Source organism: Rhodoferax sp. SPJ21, from assembly GCF_058216335.1.
In genome coordinates this window covers 113,442-133,874 of sequence record NZ_JBYZMO010000005.1, presented here as the reverse complement: position 1 = coordinate 133,874, position 20,433 = coordinate 113,442, and the positions used below count along the sequence as shown (strand labels likewise).

Here is a 20,433-nt window from a genome sequence, read left to right as displayed (position 1 = left end):
GACGCCACAGCGCGCGCCGGCTCCTCCGCAAGGACTGCATGCCAAATGATCGCCCAGACATCTTGCCAACGAGAAACTCTCTCTCCCACGCGCCCGCGCCGGTAACCTGCGGTTTCCGGGTTTATTTCGTTTGTTTGCTGTTGTCCTGAGGTTTTCGCCCATGCCCGCTCAAAAGTCCGAGAAGCCCGTCAAATCCGCTGAAGCACCCGCAGCAAAAACCAAAAGTGCGGCAAAAGCCGTGCCCGAGGTCGTGGCCAAGTCCGCCTTGAAAGTGAAATCCGTGCCCGTATCGAAGACCCCTGCCGTAAAAGTAGTAGCAGCCGCTGAAGACTCCGCAGCCAAGAAAAAACCAGGTCGCCCACCCAAGGTCGTAACACTTCCAGCGGCAACCACCAGCACTACTGCGGCAGCGGCCAAGCCCAAGCCGACTGGCGCCAAGCGCGGTCCCAAGCCCAAGGGCTCCATCTCGACGGAAATCAATCTTGACGATCTGATCGAAATCGAAGAAGACCCGGTGGAAGAAGTGCCGGTTCAACTCAGCCCCACCGGCGAGAAGATCAAGCCTCTGCGCATGAAGATCAGCAAGGCGAAAGAACGCGCGCTAATGAAGGAATTCGGCCTGGATGAAACCGTCCTGTCCGAAGAAGACATGGCCAAGCGCCGTATGCGCCTGAAGGCCCTGATCAAGCTGGGCAAGACCCGTGGATATTTGACGCACGGCGAAATCTCAGACCACTTGCCCGACAAGCTGGTCGATGCAGAAACGCTGGAAGTCGTAGTCAACATGTTGAACGACATGGGTGTCGCCGTTTACGAGCAAACGCCCGACGCCGAAACCCTGTTGCTGAATAACACCGCACCGACGGCCGCAACCGAAGAAGAAGCCGAAGAGGAAGCCGAAGCAGCGCTCTCCACTGTAGACAGCGAATTCGGACGTACGACCGACCCAGTGCGCATGTATATGCGCGAAATGGGCACGGTTGAGCTGCTGACCCGTGAAGGCGAAATTGAAATCGCCAAGCGTATCGAAGGCGGCCTGATGCGCATGATGGAAGCCATCAGCGCCAGCCCTGCCACCCTGGCCGAAGTGTTTGCCCTGGGCGAACAGATCCGCGAAGGCAAAGTTGTCATCTCCACCATCGTGGACGGCTTCTCCAACCCCAATGAAGCTGACGATTACGTGGCCGAAGAAGACTTCGACGAATTCGACGCGGCCGATGATGACGACGGCAAGGGCGGCTCCAAGGCGCTGACCAAGAAGCTTGAGGAGCTCAAGAACGAAGCCTTGACCCGCTTCGATCGCCTGCGCGAGTTGTTCGAGAAAGTCCACAAGATCTACGACAAGGAAGGCTACGGCACACCGCACTACGTCAAGGCCCAGGCGGCTTTGAGCGAAGAGCTGATGACCATCCGTTTTACCGCCAAGACCATTGAAAAACTGTGCGACTTGCTGCGCAGCCAGGTGGATGACGTGCGCAAGAAAGAACGCGAGCTGCGCCGCATCCTGGTCGACAAATGCGGCTACCCGCAAGAAAACTTCATCGCCGACTTCAGCGGGCGCGACAAGATGGGCAACAAAGTGCCATCCCACCTGCTTGACCTGAAGTGGATTGAAAAGCAAACCGCTGCAGGCAAGCCCTGGAGCGCGATCATGGGCCGCAACATTCCGCCGGTTCAGGACATCCAGCAAAAGCTGACCGACCTGCAAGCCCGCGTCGTGGTACCACTGGACGAGCTGAAAGGCATCAACAAGCGCATGAACGAAGGCGAAGCCGCCTCGCGCGATGCCAAGAAGGAAATGATCGAGGCCAATTTGCGCCTGGTGATCTCGATCGCCAAGAAGTACACCAACCGTGGCCTGCAATTCCTGGATTTGATCCAGGAAGGCAATATCGGCTTGATGAAGGCGGTGGACAAGTTCGAATACCGCCGCGGCTACAAGTTTTCGACCTACGCCACCTGGTGGATTCGCCAAGCCATTACGCGCTCGATCGCGGACCAAGCACGCACGATCCGCATTCCGGTGCACATGATCGAAACCATCAACAAGATGAACCGCATCAGCCGCCAGCACTTGCAAGAGTTTGGCTTTGAGCCCGATGCGTCCATCTTGGCTGAGAAGATGGAGATCCCGGAAGACAAGATCCGCAAGATCATGAAGATCGCCAAAGAGCCCATCTCCATGGAAACGCCGATCGGTGACGACGATGACAGCCACTTGGGCGATTTCATCGAAGACGGCGCCAACACAGCACCTATCGAAGCCGCCATGCAGGCCGGCCTGCGCGACGTGGTCAAGGACATCCTTGACAGCCTGACGCCACGCGAAGCCAAGGTGCTGCGCATGCGCTTCGGTATCGAGATGAGCACCGACCACACGCTGGAAGAAGTCGGTAAGCAGTTCGACGTGACCCGAGAGCGCATCCGCCAAATAGAAGCCAAGGCGCTGCGCAAGCTCAAGCACCCCAGTCGCTCGGACAAGCTACGTAGCTTCATCGACACGCTGTAAAAGCGCTGCATAAAAAGGCCCCTGCCGGTTCACGCCGACAGGGGCTTTTTTTATGTGTGCCCAGCCTAGGTCGCGGGCTCCATCAACATCAACCCAGCGGCAGTGTTGGAGATGGGGATGTGGTAGTTCGAATGCAGCAGCCGAGCCTGTCCGGGCAAAGCTGCCCGCGTGGCCAGCCACATCAACAGCTCAATCCCCTGGGTACCCACTTTCTCCACCAACTCATGGATAGTGAAGCGGGTTGCCCTGGCCGGATCACTGATAAGGCTCTCCATGAACTGCAGGTCAAACTCCTTATTGATGAAACCGGCGCGCTGACCGTCAAGCTGGTGGCTTAGGCCGCCGGTGCCGATGATGACTACCCGGGCGTCGCTGTCCCAGGACGCCACGGCTCGGCCAATGGCCTCACCCAACTTGTAACAACGGGCGGCCGTCGGCAACGGGAACTGCACCGTGTTCAGGCACACCGGCACGGTGGTGACGGGCCAACGGCCCTGTGCATCCGCATCCGGCCATAACAGTGCCATGGGCAGGCAAAACGCATGGTCCACCAGCATTTCCTGGCAGCTGGTGATATCAAACTCGTCGCCCACTAAGCTATTGATCAAATGCCAGGATAGATCCTGGTTGCCCTGGAATGGCGTCATATCGGCCAGACCCCAGCCCTCATCCGCATTGCGGTATGTGGGTGCCGCACCCACTGCGAAGGTTGGCATTTTGTCGAGAAAGAAGTTCAGACCATGGTCGTTGTAGATGACCACGGCCACATCGGGTTTGACTTCATTGAGCCACCGGCGCACGGGTGGAAAACCGTCAAAGAACGGCTTCCAGTATGGATCGCTTTGCAAATCCCTCGCGATTGCACGGCCGATGGCCGGTACGTGGGAGGTGGTAATGGCGCCTACGATATGTGCCATGGTTAAGCTCCCGCCGCCAGCAAACGGGCTTTGAAGACCTCTTTGCTCAAGCCGGTTTGCTGTGCGCCTATGTCCTGCATATCCAAGCCAAAGATGCCCGCAAATTTGGCTAGGTAGTAAGCATTGCCCCCAGCCGCGATTAGTGCCAGTACATTGCGTTGGCGAATCGCCTCTGCCTGCTCGGCATTCAAGCCAAAGGCACGCATATAGGCCTCTTCGTCCCGCTGAAAGTCTGCCCGGCCTTCGGCGGTGTTGAACGAAAAGCACATCTTGTTGAGCGCGTAGCCCTTGCGGGCCTGGACGCCATCAAACAAGGTAGTGCCGGGGATATCGACTTGGACCATGGTTGTCTCCTGTGAAGTAGGTGATGGGAAGTATTCCTGCCGCCACTCATTCAATAAAGCTGATAATTCAGATCAAACCCATGAGCAAATTCGATTACTTACACTTGGATGGCCAATTGCTGCAGCTGCTCCTGGCAGTGCTGGAAGAGGGCTCGGTCACCCGCGCCGCCCAGCGCCTGGGTGTGACGCAATCGGCCGTCAGCCACTTGCTGGACAAGTTACGCACCATTACAGGCGACCCTCTGTTCGTGAAGTCGGGGCGCGGCATCATCCCCACAGCCCGGGCCGAAGCCCTGGCCCAGCCTGCGCGTCTATTGCTGGAAGACATGCATCGGCTCGCTACCGCCGAGCAATTTGACCCCGGTACCCTGCAAGTCCGCTTCACCATCGCCGCCAACGATATGCAGCGCGATTTACTGCTCCCCGCGCTGCTGCGTAGACTGCGGCAGCAAGCACCCATGGTGAGTTTGCACACTATTCCCTCTGGCGTTCCAAGCCCAGAGATGTTGCGGGATGGTAGCTGCCACCTTGTGCTGTCGCCACGCCCGCCCGATGCCACGGACATCATGCAAAAGCGTTTGTTTAAAACGCCCTACAGGGTGTTTTATGACGCGACCGCGCGAACCGCCCCAAGCACACTAGCCGATTACTTGGCCAGCGAGCATGTAAGCGTGCTGTACCAGCCGCGCCGCACGCTGGATATAGACCAATGGCTGCAAACACAGGGTATCCAACGCCGCATGGCTGTCACTGTGCCTGGCTTTGCTGGAATTGCCGCCTTCCTGCAGGACAGCCCTTGGCTAGCTACCGTGCCTGGGCTCCTGGGCCGGGCCATGCTGCGCAACTTCAGCAGTTGTGCGCTGCCACTACCCTGCCCCAGTCTCCCCATGTATATGCTGTGGCATTTACGGCACCAACACGACCCAGTACAACGCTGGCTGCGCCAGTCTCTGGAAACCATTGCCGCAGAGGTATTGCAGCCACAAACTTCGACCTAAAATAGCCCGCTAGCGCAATCAGAACCTATGTCACAAGCTATTAAATCTATAGTAAGCAACCCTTCGTTATGGGTGGCTTGCCTATGTGCCGACTGGTGCGGCAGCTGCCGTGAATACCAAGCCCGGTTTGAACAGGTGGGAGCGAGCTTTCCCGGCGCAGAATTTGTGTGGATTGATATAGAAGACCAGGCCGATCTGGTAGACCCGATCGAGGTAGACAACTTCCCCACACTACTGGTGCTGGCAAATCAGCAGGTGCGCTTCTTTGGCAGCATCACACCGCAAACCGAGACGCTACAGCGTCTCGTACAGGCACAAATGGACTCTTCGACCACAAAAGTCGAGGCAAACGTCGAAATTGCCGCAATGGCACTGCGCATACAGGCCCGGAGTCGCGCTAAGGCTTGACAGGCTTCACTGCGCCAGGCACATCACTATCCGGCTCGTCCAAATCCTGGACGAGGTAGTGTTGCACCAGGGTGAAAAATCGATCATAGAACTTGTCAGATGCAACCGTTTCGCTGCCCACTTTCACCATCGCATCATTGCTGGAGCTCACTGGTACCGACAGTGAGCCCAATACGCCGACCCCCAAGCTAGCGGACGAATTGCTTTTTTTCAGCGCATAACGGTCCTGCAGAGCGGTGACGAAACCCAGGCTCAGCTTGCCGTCACGGCTATCAGACACGCAGACCACTCGAATGTCCACCTGCACATGGGTTTCATTTTCGGGCTGAAAACTTTTTTGCCCCTGCACCAGATCCTTACCCGCCGAGGAAATGACATAGCCCTGGCTCAATAAGGCACGGCGCGCTGCCTCACAGGTTTGCGCGGGCGACGCATCGAACATGCGCGAGAACTTCTCTGTCGAATTGAAATCCTCTTGCTGGGCAATCGGCTTCATGGGTGCAGAGCAGCCAGACAAACCCCACAGCACACACAACGCCCCGAACAGCTGGCGAGACCTTACAAATCGCATAGTCAATTTTCAGGAATATCGTAAGCGATGTCCGAGCCCGAAAGTACCGACAAGTTCAGCGGTCTGACGGCTCCCATCCACATCGATCTGTCCCGGTGATCCACCAGGTCGTTGCCGGTGATGGGGTGGAGAAAGATGACCAAGCCCTGGCGCCTCAATGCCAGCCAGGGCACAAACTCACCAAACGTAGCCGGAGCAAAGGCCAACTGGCAGCTCCAATCCGGGTGTGGCCCTACAGGCTGTTCATGTACCCGCCCCATTGCTACCTTGAACTTGCTGGCTGCCTCAATGCACAGGGCGCGTGCCTGCTCCAGCGTGCTGGCGTCGAAATACACATGGGCGTGGAAGCCCCGTATGCGCGGCGTATCGACTTCAACCATGGCTAAGGTGCTCGGTGCAGTCGGGGGCTGGCCAACGCCACGGACTGCTCGTCCAGCGCAGTATCCACATTGGGATGCCTAGCTGGTGCAGTAGGCAGTTGCAGTTGCGTACGCAATTGGGCGACATCTTTGGCGCTGTGCGCAGCCTTGATTTGCGCAATAGCTGCTGTCGCATTTCCGCTGCGGATCAGCGCCAGCATTTTCGTCACCCATTCGCTAGGACCGGATTTGTGTTTGACCATGGGGCTGATTTTGCTTGAAATTAATAGGCCAGAAACAGCAACGCCGCGTAGGCGACCCATACAGGCCCGCCTACGCGGCGTTACTGCCACCTGGATGGATTAACCGCCCTTGTGTGGACGCTTGCCAGGATTCTTCTTGCTGCGCGTTGCAACACCGCGTTCCAGGCTGCGCTTTTGACCGCGGCTGACGGGGTTCGTGTAGCCGGGCAGTGGCGTGGGCTTGGGGGAAGCGCGACGCTCTGCTTCGGTGCGGGGTTCTTTAGCCATCAATTACTCCATTTAAAGTTGGTTAACCCGCAATTAGGCCACAACCGCGAACGCAGTTTGCCTTAAAAGGGGTCAGGTGTTGGATTTAGCTGGCGGCTTCATCCATCGCTTGGCACGATGGAGAGCAAACCGCCTGGGACTTGCCGAGCACTTTGCGGGTGCCCATCAGCGAACGGGTACGGTGCTTGCCGCACAAAAAGCACGACATGGTGGCACCGCCAAACGATGCAGCAGCCGCAAAGGGCGAGCCGGAAGCCTTGGACTTGTAACGCAGTCCGTCGGCCAGCATGGCAGTTTTGGATTCAGCTTTCGCCATGGATAAAACCTTTTATCGGGATGCCCTGAGGCATAGTCATACGGCACGCAGGCCACACAGAAGCTCGTATTATCCTCCCGAATGATGTCCTCCTTTAGAACAAGGGTGTGTATAGATATTCGGCGGACTCGTGTTCATGCTCAACATTAGGGAAGCATTTCGGGTTGCCATCTTCCATTTCAGGTCGAATGTATTCATACGCGGGGAGCCAGAGCTGATGTTCAGGCCCGCTGCGCCGATGCTATGTGTTTGATAGCTGTCAATGGAGTGTGCATAAGCGCCAGCAGCATTTTTACTTGCAAATGTCTTGGCAATCTGGCTTTGGCCCTCATATGGAATACGGCGGGTAAAATCGCACATCCGCGATTGCGCCGAGATGTAAAAACAGCCCGCCTTGTGGGCTGTCTTTTTTTGTGAAGAAAAACCATGCAAGACCACTATGCTGCGCTAGGGTTGTCCAGTGCCGCCACGCTGGCCGAGATCAAAAAAGCCTTTCGGCTACGCGCCTCGCAGTACCACCCGGACCGCAATGCTTCGCCCGATGCGCCTCAGCTGTTCCGCGCGGTGCAAACCGCCTACGAAGTGCTGTCCGACGAGGAACGCCGCAAGACTTATGACGACAACCGCCGCCGCGGCCTGCTGGACGACCCGCTGGATACCGCGCGCAGCATCTGGCACAACTACTTGAATGAGGTCCTGAAATGAAACTATCCCGCTACTTTGCCGACCACGCCCGCGCCTACGACGCGGAAATGGACGACTTGGTGTCCGATTCCGAAGGCAAGAACGTGCTGGAAAAGCGCCTCAAGGAAAAGCGCAGCCAGGTGGACTTTCTGGTCCACATGATGGACGACAGCCCTGAAATGCTGGCGGCCGCCTTCCACCAAGGTTTCAGCTTCAGCAACACCAAGTCCATGGACGCACTGGTCGCCCTTGAGCCCGAAGAGTTCCCTGACTGGGCCGAGTTGCTGAAGACCATCCAGCTGGCGCCTTGGGCCAAGACGCTGGCCGCACGCGTGCTGAACGAGCCGACCGGCGAACGATTCATGTCCATCGCGGCTTGCCTGGAATACCTGTACACCCGTGCTGACGACCGCGGCGCCGCCGTGGACGAGCCCGAGGATGACGAGGAAGACTTCGACCCCGAAGAACAGGATGCCCGCGACCGCGAAGATGCAGGTGCGGCCTGGATGGAAGAGCAAGGCTTTGACCCCAAACCTCCCAAAGCCTAAGCAAACCAAGCCAAGTCCATTCCGTCAAGAGTAAAGGCCGCACCCCATGCATTACCCCGCAATCGTCAAAGCCCAAAGTCTGATCCTGGCCGGCGACATCGTTGGCGCCGAATCCGCCCTGGTGGAACTCGCTGACGAAGAAGGCGACCAGGCCCTGGTGCTGGCACTGGACCAGTTACCGCCCAAGGACCTTCTGGCCGTGATACGCGAGTACGACCCGTCCAAGGACTCGGTCATAAACCTGCTGGTCACGCCCGAGCAGTTCTCGCGCGCCGTGGTCATCGAGAAGCAGTACAAGGACCTGACCCACGCCCATCTGCGCGGCATGATGAACTCGGTCATCTTCCGGGACGACAACGACCCGGTGGAATTTTTGCGCGCCATTGGCGAGCGCGATGGCGGCTGCGATGCGCTGGCCGACTACCTGGCCGACCATTGGGGCCGGGTGGAGAGCTTTCTGCGTACCGGCACTTTTGAAGCCTCGGAAGACACAGGCGCCGTGCTGACCGAAGGTGAGCTCGTCGTACAGATGTACAACGAGGCCAAGGTAGACCGCGACGAGATCGCCGACCGCGACTGGATGGAGTTCACCTGGCTGCTGCGCAACGACTGCCCGGACATCTTGATTGAGGTGATGGTGATTCTGCGCGCCCGGGTCAAAGCCTTCGAGGAGGAATCGGAAGACGACGACGACGGCTTGCACCAGGGCGGCCACACGCCCTTTCGCGAAACCCACGGCGAAGGTGAAGGCTCGCAGCGCAAAGCTGCGGACCCTGATGAAGAATCAGCGATCTAAGCCCATGACCATGCAAGAAACCAGTGCCGGCATCTCGGTCTACGACCACCGGCCCTTCTTCGAGAAAGCGCTGCGCTATGGCTTGCAGAACGGACTGATTGACGACGCCAAACTGGAGTCCATCCGCAACGATGCGCCCAAGGGCATGGTGCAGATCGCGCGCTACTTTGGTACCGAGTTTCTCCGACCAGAGCTGGAAAAGTCGCGTGAACGCATGGTCAACCTGATCAGCCTGCATCTGGAGCAGGACTGCGCGGGCGACCTGCGCCAGGCGGCCGAGCTGCTGCGGGAGAACTCCTTTCTGTCGCGCTCCAAAGCAGGCTCAGACATGCTCAAGGGCTTGTTGTCCATGCCGGACAACACCCATTTCAGCATGATCGATAGCGGCGGCTTCCGCGACGAAATGATCCCGGTGCTGGCCAAATGGACGCTGAAGACCCTGCCCGAATACCAGCAGGAACTGGCCAAACGCGAAGCCATCCAGACCCGCCTGGACGCCGCCTTTTGGCTGGCCCAGAAATTAGGCGTGGCACGACGCGAGCTGCTAGCCGCCGACACCGACTCGGAGGCCGTCATCCGCACAGGCTTGTTGTCTCTGGCGGCAGGCCGCAGCCTGATGCCGAATTGGCCGCAGTTTGAAACCGTGGTGAATCTGCTGCGCAAGCGGGCCGAAGCCGGCAAGCCGGTGGACCTCGCCCTGCCCAAGGATGCCCCCGCCCACCTGCGCCCGGTGCTGCAGGCCACGCTGGAGTCCATGCTGGACCAGGATCTTCCCAAGGTGCTGGACGCCTCGGTAAAGCCGCGCAAGCTGTTTATCCAGTCGCTGAACTTCATGGGCCGCTACTTCTGGCTGGACGAGGGGGTGGAGGATGTCAGCGAATTGGACCGCGCCATCTCCGACCAGTGGTTGAAGCTGACCCAACGGCATACCGATGACAGTTCGCTGATCACCCTCTTCCTGTGCATTGCCACAGGGGTGGCGCGCAAGACCACTCTGACAGAAACAGCGGCGGCCAGCCTGGTCCGCAAAATCCGCAAAGGTAGCTACCAACCGCAACTGGCCAGTGACTTCATCCGCGAATACGCCCCGCACGAAAACCACAACGACTACCAGACGCTTTGGCAGAACTTTGTGACGGAAACCGAGCGCGACCTGAAGGACGAGCGCGACACCCGTTTGGTCGAGGCCATGGCGGCACTGAAATTGCACTGCAACCTGGTCAAGGCCGCGCCCAAGCTTGCAAAAGCAACCAAATCGACCTAAAAATACACATGCTTTAGTAGCCGCTGCGCAAGTGATGCTTGCGCAGGGCGCTATTGTTTTTGATGGTTGATTACAACGGTCTGAAAGTTAAAATAAGGGCATTTTCCGGCGTTCATCCAGGCATTGGCTGGGCGCGTTTCGTTGAAACTGTGGGTAAGTTCAATGGAGGCGTGTATGAGGGTTATGGGTGTTAGCGGAAATATGTACGCTGCAACGCCGGTCAGCAAGGCGAGTGCGGCTGCGCTTTCCGCCGCCTATACCGATACGGCATCTGCAAGCCGTACCAGCGCCAATAACGCATCCTCGACCTACGACTTCACCAGCCTCACGCCGTCCCAGCTGGGACAAACCGTGGGGGAATTGGTCAGCAAGGGCCAGCTGGACCATGAAGACACCGTCACCTTGGCAGACACCATGCCCACGGCGTCCAGCAAAACCAATTTCAACGGCAAGATCCCTTCGATCTACGACCAACCCAACAACATCATTGCCCGCCTGCAGACCGGCATTGACGACGCGCGCAACCGCAACGACCTGCAAAGCGTGCACAGCCTGTCTAAAACGCTGAACGTGTTCCAGCGCCTCCAAGGCGCGCCCCGCGGCATCAACCTACAGGCTTGAAGCCCTTTCAGCCTCCAGCGCAAGTATTACCTGCGCTAGCTGCTATAAACTACATAGCATTCTCGGGCATATCGCCCCCCCCCCCGTTTTTCCACCCATTCCAGCGCAGGCGCCACATGAGCCGACTTGGCCACACTCGCATCAAGATCTACAACACCGTGGCCCGCCAACTGCATGGCAAGGTACCGTGCTGGCTGTGTGGCGAGCATGTGCCCCCTGAGGCCGCGACCTTGGAACATATCCAGCCGCTGAGCGAGGGCGGCAGCAGTCACCAGGAGAACCTGGCCATCAGCCACGACCACTGCAACCACCAGCGCCATGCGAAAAAGCCCCTAAACCCGTTGGACGGCGCCTGATTTGGCGCAAAATCAGCAGACAGATTAAGGAGACAACTATGTCCAACGAGCGCCGCCAATTTCTGCGTGTGTCTTTTGATGCCCCGGCGTTTCTGACTACGCCGATGGCCCGCCACCAGGTGGAGGTGCTGGACCTGTCGTTTAAGGGAGCTCTGGTACGCCTGGCCGCTCCGGCAGAAATCCGGGTGGGCATGTTCAGCCAGCTCAGCATCCCGCTGGCCAAGCTGGAGGCGCATATCGCAATGTCTACCGAGGTGGCACATATCAGCGGCAACGATATCGGCCTGATGTGCCGCAGCATCGACCTGGACAGCATGACCCATCTGCGCCGCCTGATTGAGCTGAACCTCACTGATCCCGCACTGCTGGACCGCGAGTTCAAGGCCTTGATGCTGTCTTAGACCTTTCCCCGCAAAACGCCAAGTGCTACCGATTGGCGCCCTTCACGCGACACCCGCATGGCCGCATTCGCGGCCTTGATAATTTGGTCCACACTGCCATTGCCGCCCTGGAGCAAATGGATGCCGATGCTGGCCGTGCAACGTAACCGCAATTCGCCCAACAGATAGTCGCGGTCCAGCAGGTCCAGAACCTTGTCCGCAACGGCGTTGACGTGGTTTACCGCAAATGGCTCCTCGGCACCCAAGTCCTCCAGCAGCACCACGAACTCATTCCCGCCCAGTCGGGCCACCGTATCGTTCTGGCGTATGGCCGCCATCATGCGCACAGCCACTTCCACCAATAGCTTGTCGCCAATGGCGCGGCCGTGCTTGTCGTTAACCTGCTTGAACTGGTCCAGGTCCACGTACAGTACGGCAAAAAAACTGCGCTGCCGGTTGCTGTGCAGTTGTGCCCGCCATAAGCGGTCGCGCAGCAGGCTGAGGTTGGGCAGGCCGGTCAAAGCGTCATTCATCGACATGGTGCGCACCAAGTCGGTTGCCAGCTTTTGCATCGAGGTATCCCGCACCACCCTGGATAAGCCCACCCGCTTCCCGCTCACATCCACCATGGCGGTCGCCGCAATGACCACTGGAACCAGGCTACCGTTCTGGTGCAGTCGTACGGTTTCCAGGGTCTGGACCGATTCACCGGTATGGCTGCGCAACTGCTCGTCTTCTGCCAGGCGGTCCACAGGCACCAAAACCTGGCTGCGTTGTCCCAGCATCTCCTTGGCGGTATAGCCAAACATGACCACCGCACCTGGGCTCCAGTACTGGACCACGCCCTGGGCGTCCTCCAGACAGATCGCATCCGCCGAGCTGCGTGCCACTGCATCAAAGCGCAAGCGCAACCCGCGCACCTGTTGACTGAGCACCCGGTACAAGGCCCAAGCACCACAGGCGCACAGCACAAGCAGCGCGCTACCGTAATACAGCAACGACATGGTGGACCTTTCAATAAAACGCCATCTTAGAACTATCGCAAATCCCACGCCAACACCGATGGCACCAACTTAGGCCGACCCAATTTAGGAATCAGGAGACAAAGCACACCAAATAAGTGCACCTATCTTGCATACCAGTTGGCACAAATGCTGCATGGCTTACGGCCATGAGCACCGCATCCGACATCAGCAAACGCATTATCGAAGCCGTGATGGCCCAAAAGCTGGCCCCTGGCTCCCGCCTGGGCGAGCAACCTTTGGCCATGCTGTTCGATTGCAGCCGCACCATCGTGCGCGAGGCGCTGACCCACCTGGCCGCACGCGGCATAGTCACTGTCAGCGCGCGCCGGGGCTGGTATGTGATCGAGCCTTCGCAAGAAGAAGCGCGTGAAGCCTTTGAGGCCCGCCGCGTCATCGAAACCGGCTTGATACGCAGCCTGCAAGGCATTGAAAAACCCGCCCTGAAGCGGCTCAAACAGCACCTCAAGCAAGAGCAGGCGGCCGTGGAAGGGAGCGACGTTGGCACGCGCAGCTTCTTGCTGGGGGACTTTCACGTATGCCTGGCCGAATGCCTGGGCAACACGCTATTGGCCGACACCCTGCGCGACTACACCGCGCGCACCACTTTGATCGCCATGCTGTACCAGTCTTCACACAACGCCGCCCAGTCCTGCGAGGACCATGTGCAGATCGTCAGCGCCCTGGAAAAAGGCGATATCGCCCGTGCAGAGGCCCTGATGGCCGCCCACATCGGCAGCGTGCAGCACGCGCTGAAGCTGCCTGTGAACGCCGACCCGCTGGCTCAGCTGCGCGATGCGCTGGCGCCGTTGGGCAAACCGGCGCTTGCAACTGAGGCACAAGTCTTGCATACAAGATCATCAAAAACTCGCAAAAAACCTGCGAACCCCACCGAAGACCCATCCACCTACCTAGGAGCTTTGCTATGACCACTTCTCGCCGCCATTTTCAATTAGGCCTTGCCACCATCGCCCTACTCTCCAGCCTGGGTGCCCACGCCCAAACGGCCCTGGACGACGTGATGAAGGCCAAGAAGATCACCATCGCCATTCCTACGGACTTTCCCCCGTACGGCTTTGTCGGCACGGACCTCAAGCCCCAAGGCCTGGACGTAGACATGGCCAATTACATTGCCGCGAAGCTGGGCGTGGCCATCGAGCTCGCCCCCGTCACCAGCGCCAACCGTATTGCCTACCTGCAATCCAAAAAGGCTGATCTGGTGATCTCCACCCTGGGCAAGAACCCAGAGCGCGAAAAAGTTATCGACTTCACATCCGCCTACTCGCCCTTCTTCCAGGCCGTGTTTGCGCCCAAGTCCCTGGCTATCAAGAGTTTTGCCGACCTGAACGGCAAGAGCGTCGGCGTAACCCGTGGCGCAATTGAAGACCAGGAGCTGACCAAGCTGGCCCCCGCCGGTGCCGACATCAAGCGCTTTGAAGACAACAACGTCACCGTGTCGTCCTTCGTGTCTGGCCAGGTGCAGGTGATTGCCACGGGAGCCTCGGTGGCCGGCAACCTGATGGCCAAGAACCCGCAGCTGGGCACCGAATACAAGCTGCTGTTGAAGGACTCCCCCAACTTCATTGGCGTGGCAAAGGGTGAAGACAAACTGCGCCTGAAGGTGAACGACATCATCGCCGAAGCCAAGAAATCCGGCGACATCGACAAGATGGCCGTACGCTGGCTGGGCCGCCCCGCAGGCGATCTGCCGCAATAAGCAGGCCGCTCCGCAAACCGCGGGACAAGCCCACGCAAAGTCCAACCCGCGTGCCCGTGTGGCGCGCGACCTCAGCCAAAACCATCCTCGGAGGCAGCCCATGCGCATCCAATTTGACTTTATTGCCGTGCTGGAGCAGTGGCCGCTGCTGCTCAAGGGCGTGGGCTGGACGCTGCTGCTGACTCTACTGGCCACGCTGATTGGCGCCGTGGTTGGCATCGCCTGCGCCTGGGTGCGTAGCCAGAACGCACCCGCGCCGCTGGCCCTGAAATGGCTGGTAGGTATCTATGTAGAGCTGATTCGCAACACGCCTTTCATCGTGCAACTGTTCTTCATCTTTTTCGGTCTGCCCGCGCTGGGCTTCAAGCTATCACCCCAGGTTGCTTCGGTACTGGCCATGGTGATCAACCTGGGCGCCTACGCCACGGAAATCATCCGTGCCGGCATCGACGCTACGCCCAAGGGCCAGATCGAGGCCGCCATGAGCCTGGCCTTGTCGCGGCTGCAAATTTTTACCCGTGTAGTGCTGCCTCCTGCCCTGAAAAAGGTCTGGCCGGCCATGGTCAGCCAGATCATCATCGTGATGCTGGGCTCAGCGGTGTGCGGCCAAATTTCCACCGAAGAGCTCAGCTACGCCGCCAACCTGATCCAGAGCCGCAACTTCCGCGCGTTCGAGGCCTTCATCATCGCCACCGCCATTTACCTGGCGCTATCGGTGTCCATGCGCAAGCTGCTGAATTGGCTGGGCCCGCGCTTCGTGTTTGGCCGCTAACCCCCAAGGATTTGCACCATGGTTGATTTCTCTATTTGGGACATTTTTCGTAACCTGCTGCTAGCTGCGCGGTGGACAGTGGGCCTGTCGCTGATGGCCTTTATCGGCGGTGGCATCGTCGGCGCCCTACTCCTGGTGGCTCGCCTCAGCAAAGTTAAAGGTGCAGATACAGCAGTAGGCATCTATGTGCAGGTGTTTCAGGGTACGCCGCTGCTAATGCAGCTGTTTCTAGCCTACTTCGGCATTGCCTTATTTGGCATCAACACCAGCGCATGGGTGGCGGCCGCCGCAGCCCTTACGCTGTACACCAGCGCCTTTTTGACCGAGATCTGGCGCGGCTGCGTGGCGTCCATCCCCAAGGGGCAATGGGAGGCGTCTGCCAGCCTGGCCTTGAGTTTTGGTGAACGCTTGCGCTACGTGGTGCTACCCCAGGCGGTGAAGATCGCCATTGCCCCGACCGTGGGCTTCCTGGTGCAGGTCATCAAGGGAACCGCATTGGCCTCGGTGATCGGCTTCATCGAGCTAACCAAGGCCGGCACCATGATCACCAACGCCACTTTCAAACCCTTTGTGGTCTACAGCTGTGTGGCCCTGATGTATTTCGTTTTGTGTTTCCCCGTCAGTTTGTACGCCAAGATGCTTGAAAGGAAGCTGCATGCAGCCCGTCGCTAAACCCGTGTCCGCACCCGCGATCGTCGAAATCAAGGGCCTGCGTAAATCCTTTGGCAGCAACGAGGTGCTCAAGGGCATCGACCTGCAGGTCCAGCCCGGCGAGGTGATTGCCATCATCGGCAAAAGCGGCTCGGGCAAGAGCACGCTGCTGCGCTGCATCAACGGGCTGGAGGAATTCCAGAGCGGCTCGCTCGCCGTAGACAGCAAGCCCCTGTTGCATGACAACGCCATGGCCATGCGCGCACTGCGCCAGCGCGTGGGCATGATCTTCCAGGGCTTCAATCTGTTCCCTCACCTCACGGTCGGCAAGAACGTGATGCTGGCCCCCCGCCTGGTGAAGCAACAGGCAGAGGCACCCGGCATGGAGCAGGCCCGCAAGCTGCTGGCCCGCGTTGGCCTGGCCGAGAAGTTCGATGCCTGGCCCGACCAGCTCTCTGGCGGCCAGCAGCAGCGTGTGGCGATTGCCCGGGCACTAGCTATGGAGCCGGCCGTCCTTCTGTGCGATGAAATCACCTCTGCTCTCGATCCTGAGCTAGTGGGCGAGGTGCTACGCGTGGTGGAAAGCCTGGCCGACGAAGGCATGACCCTGCTGATGGTGACCCATGAAATGAGCTTTGCCCGCAAGGTCAGCGACCGCGTAATCTTCATGCACCAGGGCCGTGTACACGAGATGGGGCCACCCAACGAACTGTTCGGCAACCCTCAGACACCAGAGTTAAAACAGTTCCTGTCCTCGCTGCACGACTGACGAATGCTATATTTTTACTAGCTACCTGCGCAGATAGAATCTGCGCCAGAGCCACTTTTTATTCAAATCGATGAGCGCACGCACTGAACTTACCAGCTTGCAGCAGAGCCTGGACGCCTTGCGCAATGCAAGCATGGACATCCACACGTTCAGCCAATCTGCGCGGCAGTGCCCGGACTTGCTGGCCGCCCTGCCCCCGCGCTACGCCGAGGTGCTATTGGGCCTGCTGGACCGGCTGGAATCCAGTGCCCTGTTCAGTGAAGAAAGCTGCTCGTTCAGCCACACCGACCTGCACGACAGCCTGCAGATGTGGCTGGACAAGGCCGGCCTACAGCTTTAGGCCATCAACCTGCCTCCTGCTGGCTACTCACGCCGGTTTTTGTTGCTGTCTTCCTGTTCTATCTGCTCCACCGCCGCTTCAAGTTTGCGGTAGGTGGCCACCAGCAGCTCCTGGCAACTCAGGCGGTGGCCGGTGGAGCTGCGGTCAGCCTCCTTGTTGATCATTGCTGCGACGATGGTGGCAGCGGGTTGCAAAAGTTCGGTTCGCATAGCGTCTTCCTTTCACGTTTTACATAGCCATGGTCTATTGCAAACCTGTTTGCGCGGGATTGCAACCGGGTACGCACTAGACTGTGCATCACTTTGTAGCGTCTTTACCTAGCCTGAAAACGGTCTTACCCAAGCTGTGCTCAACGACATATTCGCCCGCCACTGGATTACCCTGCACGGCCTGGTCGTGCTGCTGGGCCTGGGCATTTACGCTGCAGGTTCACACGCGCTGAAGCAGCGCCGCCATCCATCTGCAGGTATTGCCTGGGTGGTGTCCCTGGTGCTTCTACCCTACGTGGCCTTGCCGCTGTACCTGGTGTTTGGCAGCCGCAAGCTGGTCAGCCCCAGGCACCTGAGAAGGCCTCTTGCAACCCCATCCAGTCACAACGCCCCGCCCGACGAGACCGATCGGCTGGCCAAGGCACTGGGCCTGGGCGACGCTGCCTCATTCAGCCAGTTGGCAGTGCACGCGCATGGCAGCCAGGCATTGGATGCTTTGCGCATGGGCATCCACGGTGCGCGCCAGCGTCTCGACATTTGCACATTCATTCTGGGCAAAGATGTGCTGGGCGATGAGATCTGCGAATTGCTGGTGCGGCGTGCCCGTGAAGGCATCCAGGTGCGGCTGCTGCTGGACGGCATAGGCCGCTATCTGGGCGGCCCCGTCAAGCTGAACAAGCTGCGCGCTGCAGGTGTTCAGGTAGCCTTGTTCGTACCACCGCTGCGCTCCCCTCTGCGCGGGCGTACCAATCTGCGCAACCACCGCAAGATGGTGCTGGCCGACGGGCAATGGCTGTGGTGCGGCGGGCGGAACCTGGCTGCGGAGTACTTCGAGGGCGACACCAGGTCTGCCCAGGCCTTTCGCAACAAGCCAGTTTGGATAGACCTGAGCTTTGATCTATGCGGCGACCTGGCACAGCAGGCGCAGCAACGCTTCGATAGAGATTGGAACTTTGCCACTACCGGCGTAACCGAAGCCGCACCGCCACCCACAACCGGTGTCGCCCATGCTACGGGCTCGCGGGCCCGACTGGTGCCCAGCGGCCCAGACCAGACCGAAGACACGGTCTATACGCTGCTAGTGTCGGCCTGCTTCACCGCCAAAAGCCGCATCCTGGCCGTCACGCCCTACTTCGTGCCCGACTCGACCCTGCTGATGGCCATGGCCCTGGCGGCCCGGCGCGGCGTGGCCGTGACCCTGTTGATGCCCGCCCATTCCAACCACCGTTTGGCCGACATTGCACGCCACGCCGCACTGCGCGAACTGGCTGCATCAGGCGCGCGCATATGGCTGTCGCCGCATATGGTGCATGCCAAGGCCGTGCTCATCGACGAGGACATGGCGTTGGTGGGTTCGGCCAATCTGGACGAGCGCAGCCTGTTCCTCAATTACGAGCTGATGGTGGCCTTTTACGACGCGTCCGTGGTGCAGACCTTCTCCCACTGGATCGAGCACCAGCAGGCCAGCGCCAAGCCCTACAAGCCACGTGCACCCGGCCTGGCGCGCGAACTGCTGGAGGCGGCTGTACGCTGGGTGGCTTTTCAGCTCTAAAAGACAAATGCCCTGGTGAACAGGGTCCACCAGGGCATCCATGCAGATGCTTGAAGGCTTACTTGCTTATTTACTATCGGCCTTGGTGTCCGTAAAGCGGCCGTAGCTTTGCAGACGGTCGTAGCGGCGGTCCAGCAGCTCCTTGACCTTCAGGTCGCTGACCTGGCGGTAGGCATCGTTCAAGGCACGCTTGAGAAAAGCAGCCATTTGCTTGTGGTCACGGTGGGCGCCACCCACGGGCTCATTGACGATCTTGTCGATCAAGCCCAGGGCCTTGAGGCGGTGCGCGGTAATGCCCAGGGCATCTGCGGCATCGCCGGCTTTTTCAGAGGTCTTCCACAGAATGGAGGCGCAACCTTCGGGGCTAATGACGGAATAGATAGAGTACTGCAGCATCACCACCTGGTCGCCCACCGAGATCGCCAGCGCGCCGCCAGAGCCGCCTTCGCCGATGATGGTGGTGATGATGGGCACCTCCAGCTGCGCCATCTCGTAGATGTTGCGGCCAATTGCCTCAGACTGGCCACGCTCTTCCGCGTCAATGCCGGGGTAGGCACCGGGGGTGTCCACAAAGGTGAACACTGGCAGCTTGAATTTTTCGGCCGTTTTCATCAGGCGCAGCGCCTTACGGTAGCCCTCGGGCTTGGTCATGCCGAAGTTACGCAGTCCGCGCTCCTTGGTGTCACGGCCCTTTTGGTGGCCGATGACCATGCAGGCCGTACCGTTGAAACGCGCCAGGCCGCCCACGATGCTCAGGTCATCCGCAAAGTGGCGGTCGCCATGCATCTCGACGAAATCGGTGAAGATTTCATTGACGTAATCCAGCGTGTAGGGACGCTCCGCATGGCGGGCGATCTTGGTGATCTGCCAGGGCGTGAGGTTGCTGTAGATGTCTTTGGTGAGCTGCTGGCTCTTTTTGCTGAGCTGGTCAATTTCTTCCGAAATATCCACGGCAGACTCGGTCTGCACGTAGCGCAGCTCTTCGATCTTGGTTTCGAGGTCGGAAATCGGCTGCTCGAAATCCAGAAATGTTCTTTTTGCCAAGGTCATTCTCCTAAGGTAGTGAGATAACTTTCAGGACTGGAGGTGCATTGCGCCCCAGTCCTGAAAGCTAGTAGGTGTTTATTTCGCTGCGTCCGCAGCAGGCACCGGGGCCAAAGACCGCCAAATATACCAAGTTGCCACGCTGCAGTACGGTGCCCAGGCGGCAGCCACTTCGCGTGCGTCACTGCGGCTGACCGGGTCGCCCGAAAAATAATTCTGGCTGATGCCGCTGATCAGCCCCACATCGTCCAGCGGCAGCACGTTCGGCCGCATCATATGGAAGATCAGAAACATCTCGGCCGTCCAGCGGCCGATGCCGCGTATGGCCACCAGCTCGGCGATGATGGCCTCGTCGTCCATATCCTCCCAGGCCTGGACATGCAGCTTGCCCGCATCGAAATGCAGGGCCAGGTCCACCAGATATTCCACCTTGCGCGCGCTCAGGCCGGCGGCGCGCATATCGTCCACCTTGAGCTTGAGCACGCTCTGCGGAACCATCTGTTCGGGCAGTTTGACAAACTTGCCCCACACGGTTTGAGCCGCCTTGACCGATATCTGCTGTCCCACGACGCTGCGCGCCAACGTGGTGAAGGCATCGCCCCGGGTTTCCAGGCAAACATCGCCAAACTGGGGAATCAAGCGCTTCATCACCCGGTCTTTTTTCACCAGATGCTTGCGGGCATCTGCCCAGTAGGCAGGGGTGAATACGGTGGAGCTGTCTTTTACTATCTTTTTAGTAGCAGCCATCGCACATTC

Annotated in this window: 28 protein-coding genes; 17 read left to right on the top strand and 11 right to left on the bottom strand. The window is 59.1% G+C overall.

Annotation, left to right across the window (positions count from 1 at the left end; all coding sequences use genetic code 11):
• The first annotated feature begins 160 nt into the window (after positions 1–160).
• Positions 161–2,509, top strand: coding sequence for an RNA polymerase sigma factor RpoD (rpoD, locus tag AC4BBN_RS21645; RefSeq protein ID WP_490594100.1), 2,349 nt, complete (start codon positions 161–163; stop codon positions 2,507–2,509).
• 65 nt (positions 2,510–2,574) lie between these two features.
• Here rpoD and AC4BBN_RS21640 read toward each other — a convergent pair whose 3' ends face one another.
• Both AC4BBN_RS21640 and AC4BBN_RS21635 read right to left on the bottom strand, forming a co-directional pair.
• Entirely contained in the window at positions 2,575–3,426 is an 852-nt protein-coding gene (locus tag AC4BBN_RS21640) for a class III extradiol dioxygenase family protein (protein ID WP_490594099.1), read from the bottom strand.
• A gap of 2 nt (positions 3,427–3,428) precedes the next feature.
• Entirely contained in the window at positions 3,429–3,770 is a 342-nt protein-coding gene (locus tag AC4BBN_RS21635) for a protocatechuate 4,5-dioxygenase subunit alpha (RefSeq protein WP_490594098.1), read from the bottom strand.
• A 116-nt stretch (positions 3,771–3,886) separates the two neighbouring features.
• On the opposite strand from AC4BBN_RS21635, the gene AC4BBN_RS21630 reads away from it, so the two are divergent.
• On the top strand, positions 3,887–4,768 hold the full coding sequence (locus AC4BBN_RS21630; RefSeq protein ID WP_490594097.1) for a LysR family transcriptional regulator: 882 nt from the start codon (positions 3,887–3,889) through the stop codon (positions 4,766–4,768).
• 27 nt (positions 4,769–4,795) lie between these two features.
• Positions 4,796–5,176: a thioredoxin family protein gene (locus AC4BBN_RS21625; RefSeq protein WP_490594096.1), complete on the top strand. Its 381-nt coding sequence runs from the start codon at positions 4,796–4,798 to the stop codon at positions 5,174–5,176.
• On the opposite strand, the gene AC4BBN_RS21620 is transcribed toward AC4BBN_RS21625, so the two are convergent.
• The 5 genes from AC4BBN_RS21620 to AC4BBN_RS21600 all read right to left on the bottom strand — a co-directional run bounded on the left by AC4BBN_RS21620 (position 5,166) and on the right by AC4BBN_RS21600 (position 6,952).
• Positions 5,166–5,672, bottom strand: a complete 507-nt coding sequence (locus AC4BBN_RS21620) for a DUF2242 domain-containing protein (protein WP_490594095.1) — start codon at positions 5,670–5,672, stop codon at positions 5,166–5,168. The two genes, AC4BBN_RS21625 and AC4BBN_RS21620, sit on opposite strands and share 11 nt — an antisense overlap.
• Positions 5,673–5,749: 77 nt before the next feature.
• Complete coding sequence (locus AC4BBN_RS21615; protein ID WP_490594094.1) at positions 5,750–6,127, bottom strand: DOPA 4,5-dioxygenase family protein; 378 nt, start codon at positions 6,125–6,127, stop codon at positions 5,750–5,752.
• A 2-nt stretch (positions 6,128–6,129) separates the two neighbouring features.
• The gene (locus AC4BBN_RS21610) at positions 6,130–6,369 is read right to left on the bottom strand and encodes a hypothetical protein (protein WP_490594093.1); all 240 of its coding nucleotides are present in this window, start codon (positions 6,367–6,369) and stop codon (positions 6,130–6,132) included.
• Positions 6,370–6,468: 99 nt separating this feature from the next.
• On the bottom strand, positions 6,469–6,636 hold the full coding sequence (locus tag AC4BBN_RS21605) for a hypothetical protein (protein ID WP_490594092.1): 168 nt from the start codon (positions 6,634–6,636) through the stop codon (positions 6,469–6,471).
• A gap of 85 nt (positions 6,637–6,721) precedes the next feature.
• Complete coding sequence (locus tag AC4BBN_RS21600; RefSeq protein ID WP_490594091.1) at positions 6,722–6,952, bottom strand: hypothetical protein; 231 nt, start codon at positions 6,950–6,952, stop codon at positions 6,722–6,724.
• Between the two features lie 426 nt (positions 6,953–7,378).
• Here AC4BBN_RS21600 and AC4BBN_RS21595 point away from each other — a divergent pair, with 426 nt between their 5' ends.
• The 7 genes from AC4BBN_RS21595 to AC4BBN_RS21565 all read left to right on the top strand — a co-directional run bounded on the left by AC4BBN_RS21595 (position 7,379) and on the right by AC4BBN_RS21565 (position 11,622).
• Complete coding sequence (locus AC4BBN_RS21595) at positions 7,379–7,657, top strand: DnaJ domain-containing protein (RefSeq protein WP_490594090.1); 279 nt, start codon at positions 7,379–7,381, stop codon at positions 7,655–7,657.
• Positions 7,654–8,184, top strand: a complete 531-nt coding sequence (locus AC4BBN_RS21590) for a hypothetical protein (protein ID WP_490594089.1) — start codon at positions 7,654–7,656, stop codon at positions 8,182–8,184. Before AC4BBN_RS21595 ends, AC4BBN_RS21590 begins: the two co-directional genes overlap by 4 nt.
• A 46-nt stretch (positions 8,185–8,230) precedes the next feature.
• A complete protein-coding gene (locus tag AC4BBN_RS21585) occupies positions 8,231–8,980 on the top strand; it encodes a hypothetical protein (RefSeq protein ID WP_490594088.1) in 750 nt (249 codons plus the stop codon).
• A 10-nt stretch (positions 8,981–8,990) separates the two neighbouring features.
• Positions 8,991–10,244, top strand: coding sequence for a hypothetical protein (locus AC4BBN_RS21580; RefSeq protein WP_490594087.1), 1,254 nt, complete (start codon positions 8,991–8,993; stop codon positions 10,242–10,244).
• Positions 10,245–10,418: 174 nt separating this feature from the next.
• Positions 10,419–10,865, top strand: a complete 447-nt coding sequence (locus tag AC4BBN_RS21575; RefSeq protein WP_490594086.1) for a hypothetical protein — start codon at positions 10,419–10,421, stop codon at positions 10,863–10,865.
• A 116-nt stretch (positions 10,866–10,981) separates the two neighbouring features.
• Positions 10,982–11,221 carry an HNH endonuclease gene (locus tag AC4BBN_RS21570; protein WP_490594085.1) on the top strand — a complete coding sequence of 80 codons (240 nt, stop codon included), beginning with the start codon at positions 10,982–10,984 and terminating at the stop codon, positions 11,219–11,221.
• A gap of 38 nt (positions 11,222–11,259) precedes the next feature.
• On the top strand, positions 11,260–11,622 hold the full coding sequence (locus tag AC4BBN_RS21565; protein WP_490594084.1) for a PilZ domain-containing protein: 363 nt from the start codon (positions 11,260–11,262) through the stop codon (positions 11,620–11,622).
• Here the strand turns inward: AC4BBN_RS21565 and AC4BBN_RS21560 are convergent.
• Positions 11,619–12,605 (bottom strand): diguanylate cyclase domain-containing protein, encoded by a 987-nt coding sequence (locus tag AC4BBN_RS21560; RefSeq protein ID WP_490594083.1) that lies wholly within the window; start codon positions 12,603–12,605, stop codon positions 11,619–11,621. The two genes, AC4BBN_RS21565 and AC4BBN_RS21560, sit on opposite strands and share 4 nt — an antisense overlap.
• 167 nt (positions 12,606–12,772) lie before the next feature.
• Here AC4BBN_RS21560 and AC4BBN_RS21555 point away from each other — a divergent pair, with 167 nt between their 5' ends.
• The 6 genes from AC4BBN_RS21555 (at position 12,773) to AC4BBN_RS21530 (ending at position 16,872) form a co-directional block, all read left to right on the top strand.
• Positions 12,773–13,552: a GntR family transcriptional regulator gene (locus AC4BBN_RS21555; protein ID WP_490594082.1), complete on the top strand. Its 780-nt coding sequence runs from the start codon at positions 12,773–12,775 to the stop codon at positions 13,550–13,552.
• Positions 13,549–14,340 (top strand): transporter substrate-binding domain-containing protein, encoded by a 792-nt coding sequence (locus AC4BBN_RS21550; RefSeq protein ID WP_490594081.1) that lies wholly within the window; start codon positions 13,549–13,551, stop codon positions 14,338–14,340. The genes AC4BBN_RS21555 and AC4BBN_RS21550 overlap by 4 nt, the downstream gene beginning before the upstream one ends.
• A 100-nt stretch (positions 14,341–14,440) precedes the next feature.
• Complete coding sequence (locus AC4BBN_RS21545; RefSeq protein ID WP_490594080.1) at positions 14,441–15,112, top strand: amino acid ABC transporter permease; 672 nt, start codon at positions 14,441–14,443, stop codon at positions 15,110–15,112.
• An 18-nt stretch (positions 15,113–15,130) separates the two neighbouring features.
• Positions 15,131–15,784 (top strand): amino acid ABC transporter permease, encoded by a 654-nt coding sequence (locus tag AC4BBN_RS21540; protein ID WP_490594079.1) that lies wholly within the window; start codon positions 15,131–15,133, stop codon positions 15,782–15,784.
• On the top strand, positions 15,768–16,532 hold the full coding sequence (locus tag AC4BBN_RS21535; protein ID WP_490594078.1) for an amino acid ABC transporter ATP-binding protein: 765 nt from the start codon (positions 15,768–15,770) through the stop codon (positions 16,530–16,532). Before AC4BBN_RS21540 ends, AC4BBN_RS21535 begins: the two co-directional genes overlap by 17 nt.
• 70 nt (positions 16,533–16,602) lie before the next feature.
• On the top strand, positions 16,603–16,872 hold the full coding sequence (locus AC4BBN_RS21530; RefSeq protein WP_490594077.1) for a hypothetical protein: 270 nt from the start codon (positions 16,603–16,605) through the stop codon (positions 16,870–16,872).
• A gap of 23 nt (positions 16,873–16,895) precedes the next feature.
• On the opposite strand, the gene AC4BBN_RS21525 is transcribed toward AC4BBN_RS21530, so the two are convergent.
• Positions 16,896–17,081 (bottom strand): hypothetical protein, encoded by a 186-nt coding sequence (locus AC4BBN_RS21525; RefSeq protein ID WP_490594076.1) that lies wholly within the window; start codon positions 17,079–17,081, stop codon positions 16,896–16,898.
• Between the two features lie 136 nt (positions 17,082–17,217).
• Between AC4BBN_RS21525 and AC4BBN_RS21520 the strand changes: the two genes are divergently transcribed.
• The gene (locus AC4BBN_RS21520) at positions 17,218–18,633 is read left to right on the top strand and encodes a phospholipase D-like domain-containing protein (protein WP_490594075.1); all 1,416 of its coding nucleotides are present in this window, start codon (positions 17,218–17,220) and stop codon (positions 18,631–18,633) included.
• Between the two features lie 66 nt (positions 18,634–18,699).
• Here AC4BBN_RS21520 and AC4BBN_RS21515 read toward each other — a convergent pair whose 3' ends face one another.
• Positions 18,700–19,677 (bottom strand): acetyl-CoA carboxylase carboxyltransferase subunit alpha, encoded by a 978-nt coding sequence (locus AC4BBN_RS21515; protein ID WP_490594074.1) that lies wholly within the window; start codon positions 19,675–19,677, stop codon positions 18,700–18,702.
• 78 nt (positions 19,678–19,755) lie between these two features.
• The gene (locus tag AC4BBN_RS21510) at positions 19,756–20,424 is read right to left on the bottom strand and encodes a DNA-3-methyladenine glycosylase family protein (protein WP_490594073.1); all 669 of its coding nucleotides are present in this window, start codon (positions 20,422–20,424) and stop codon (positions 19,756–19,758) included.
• Positions 20,425–20,433: the final 9 nt, after the last annotated feature.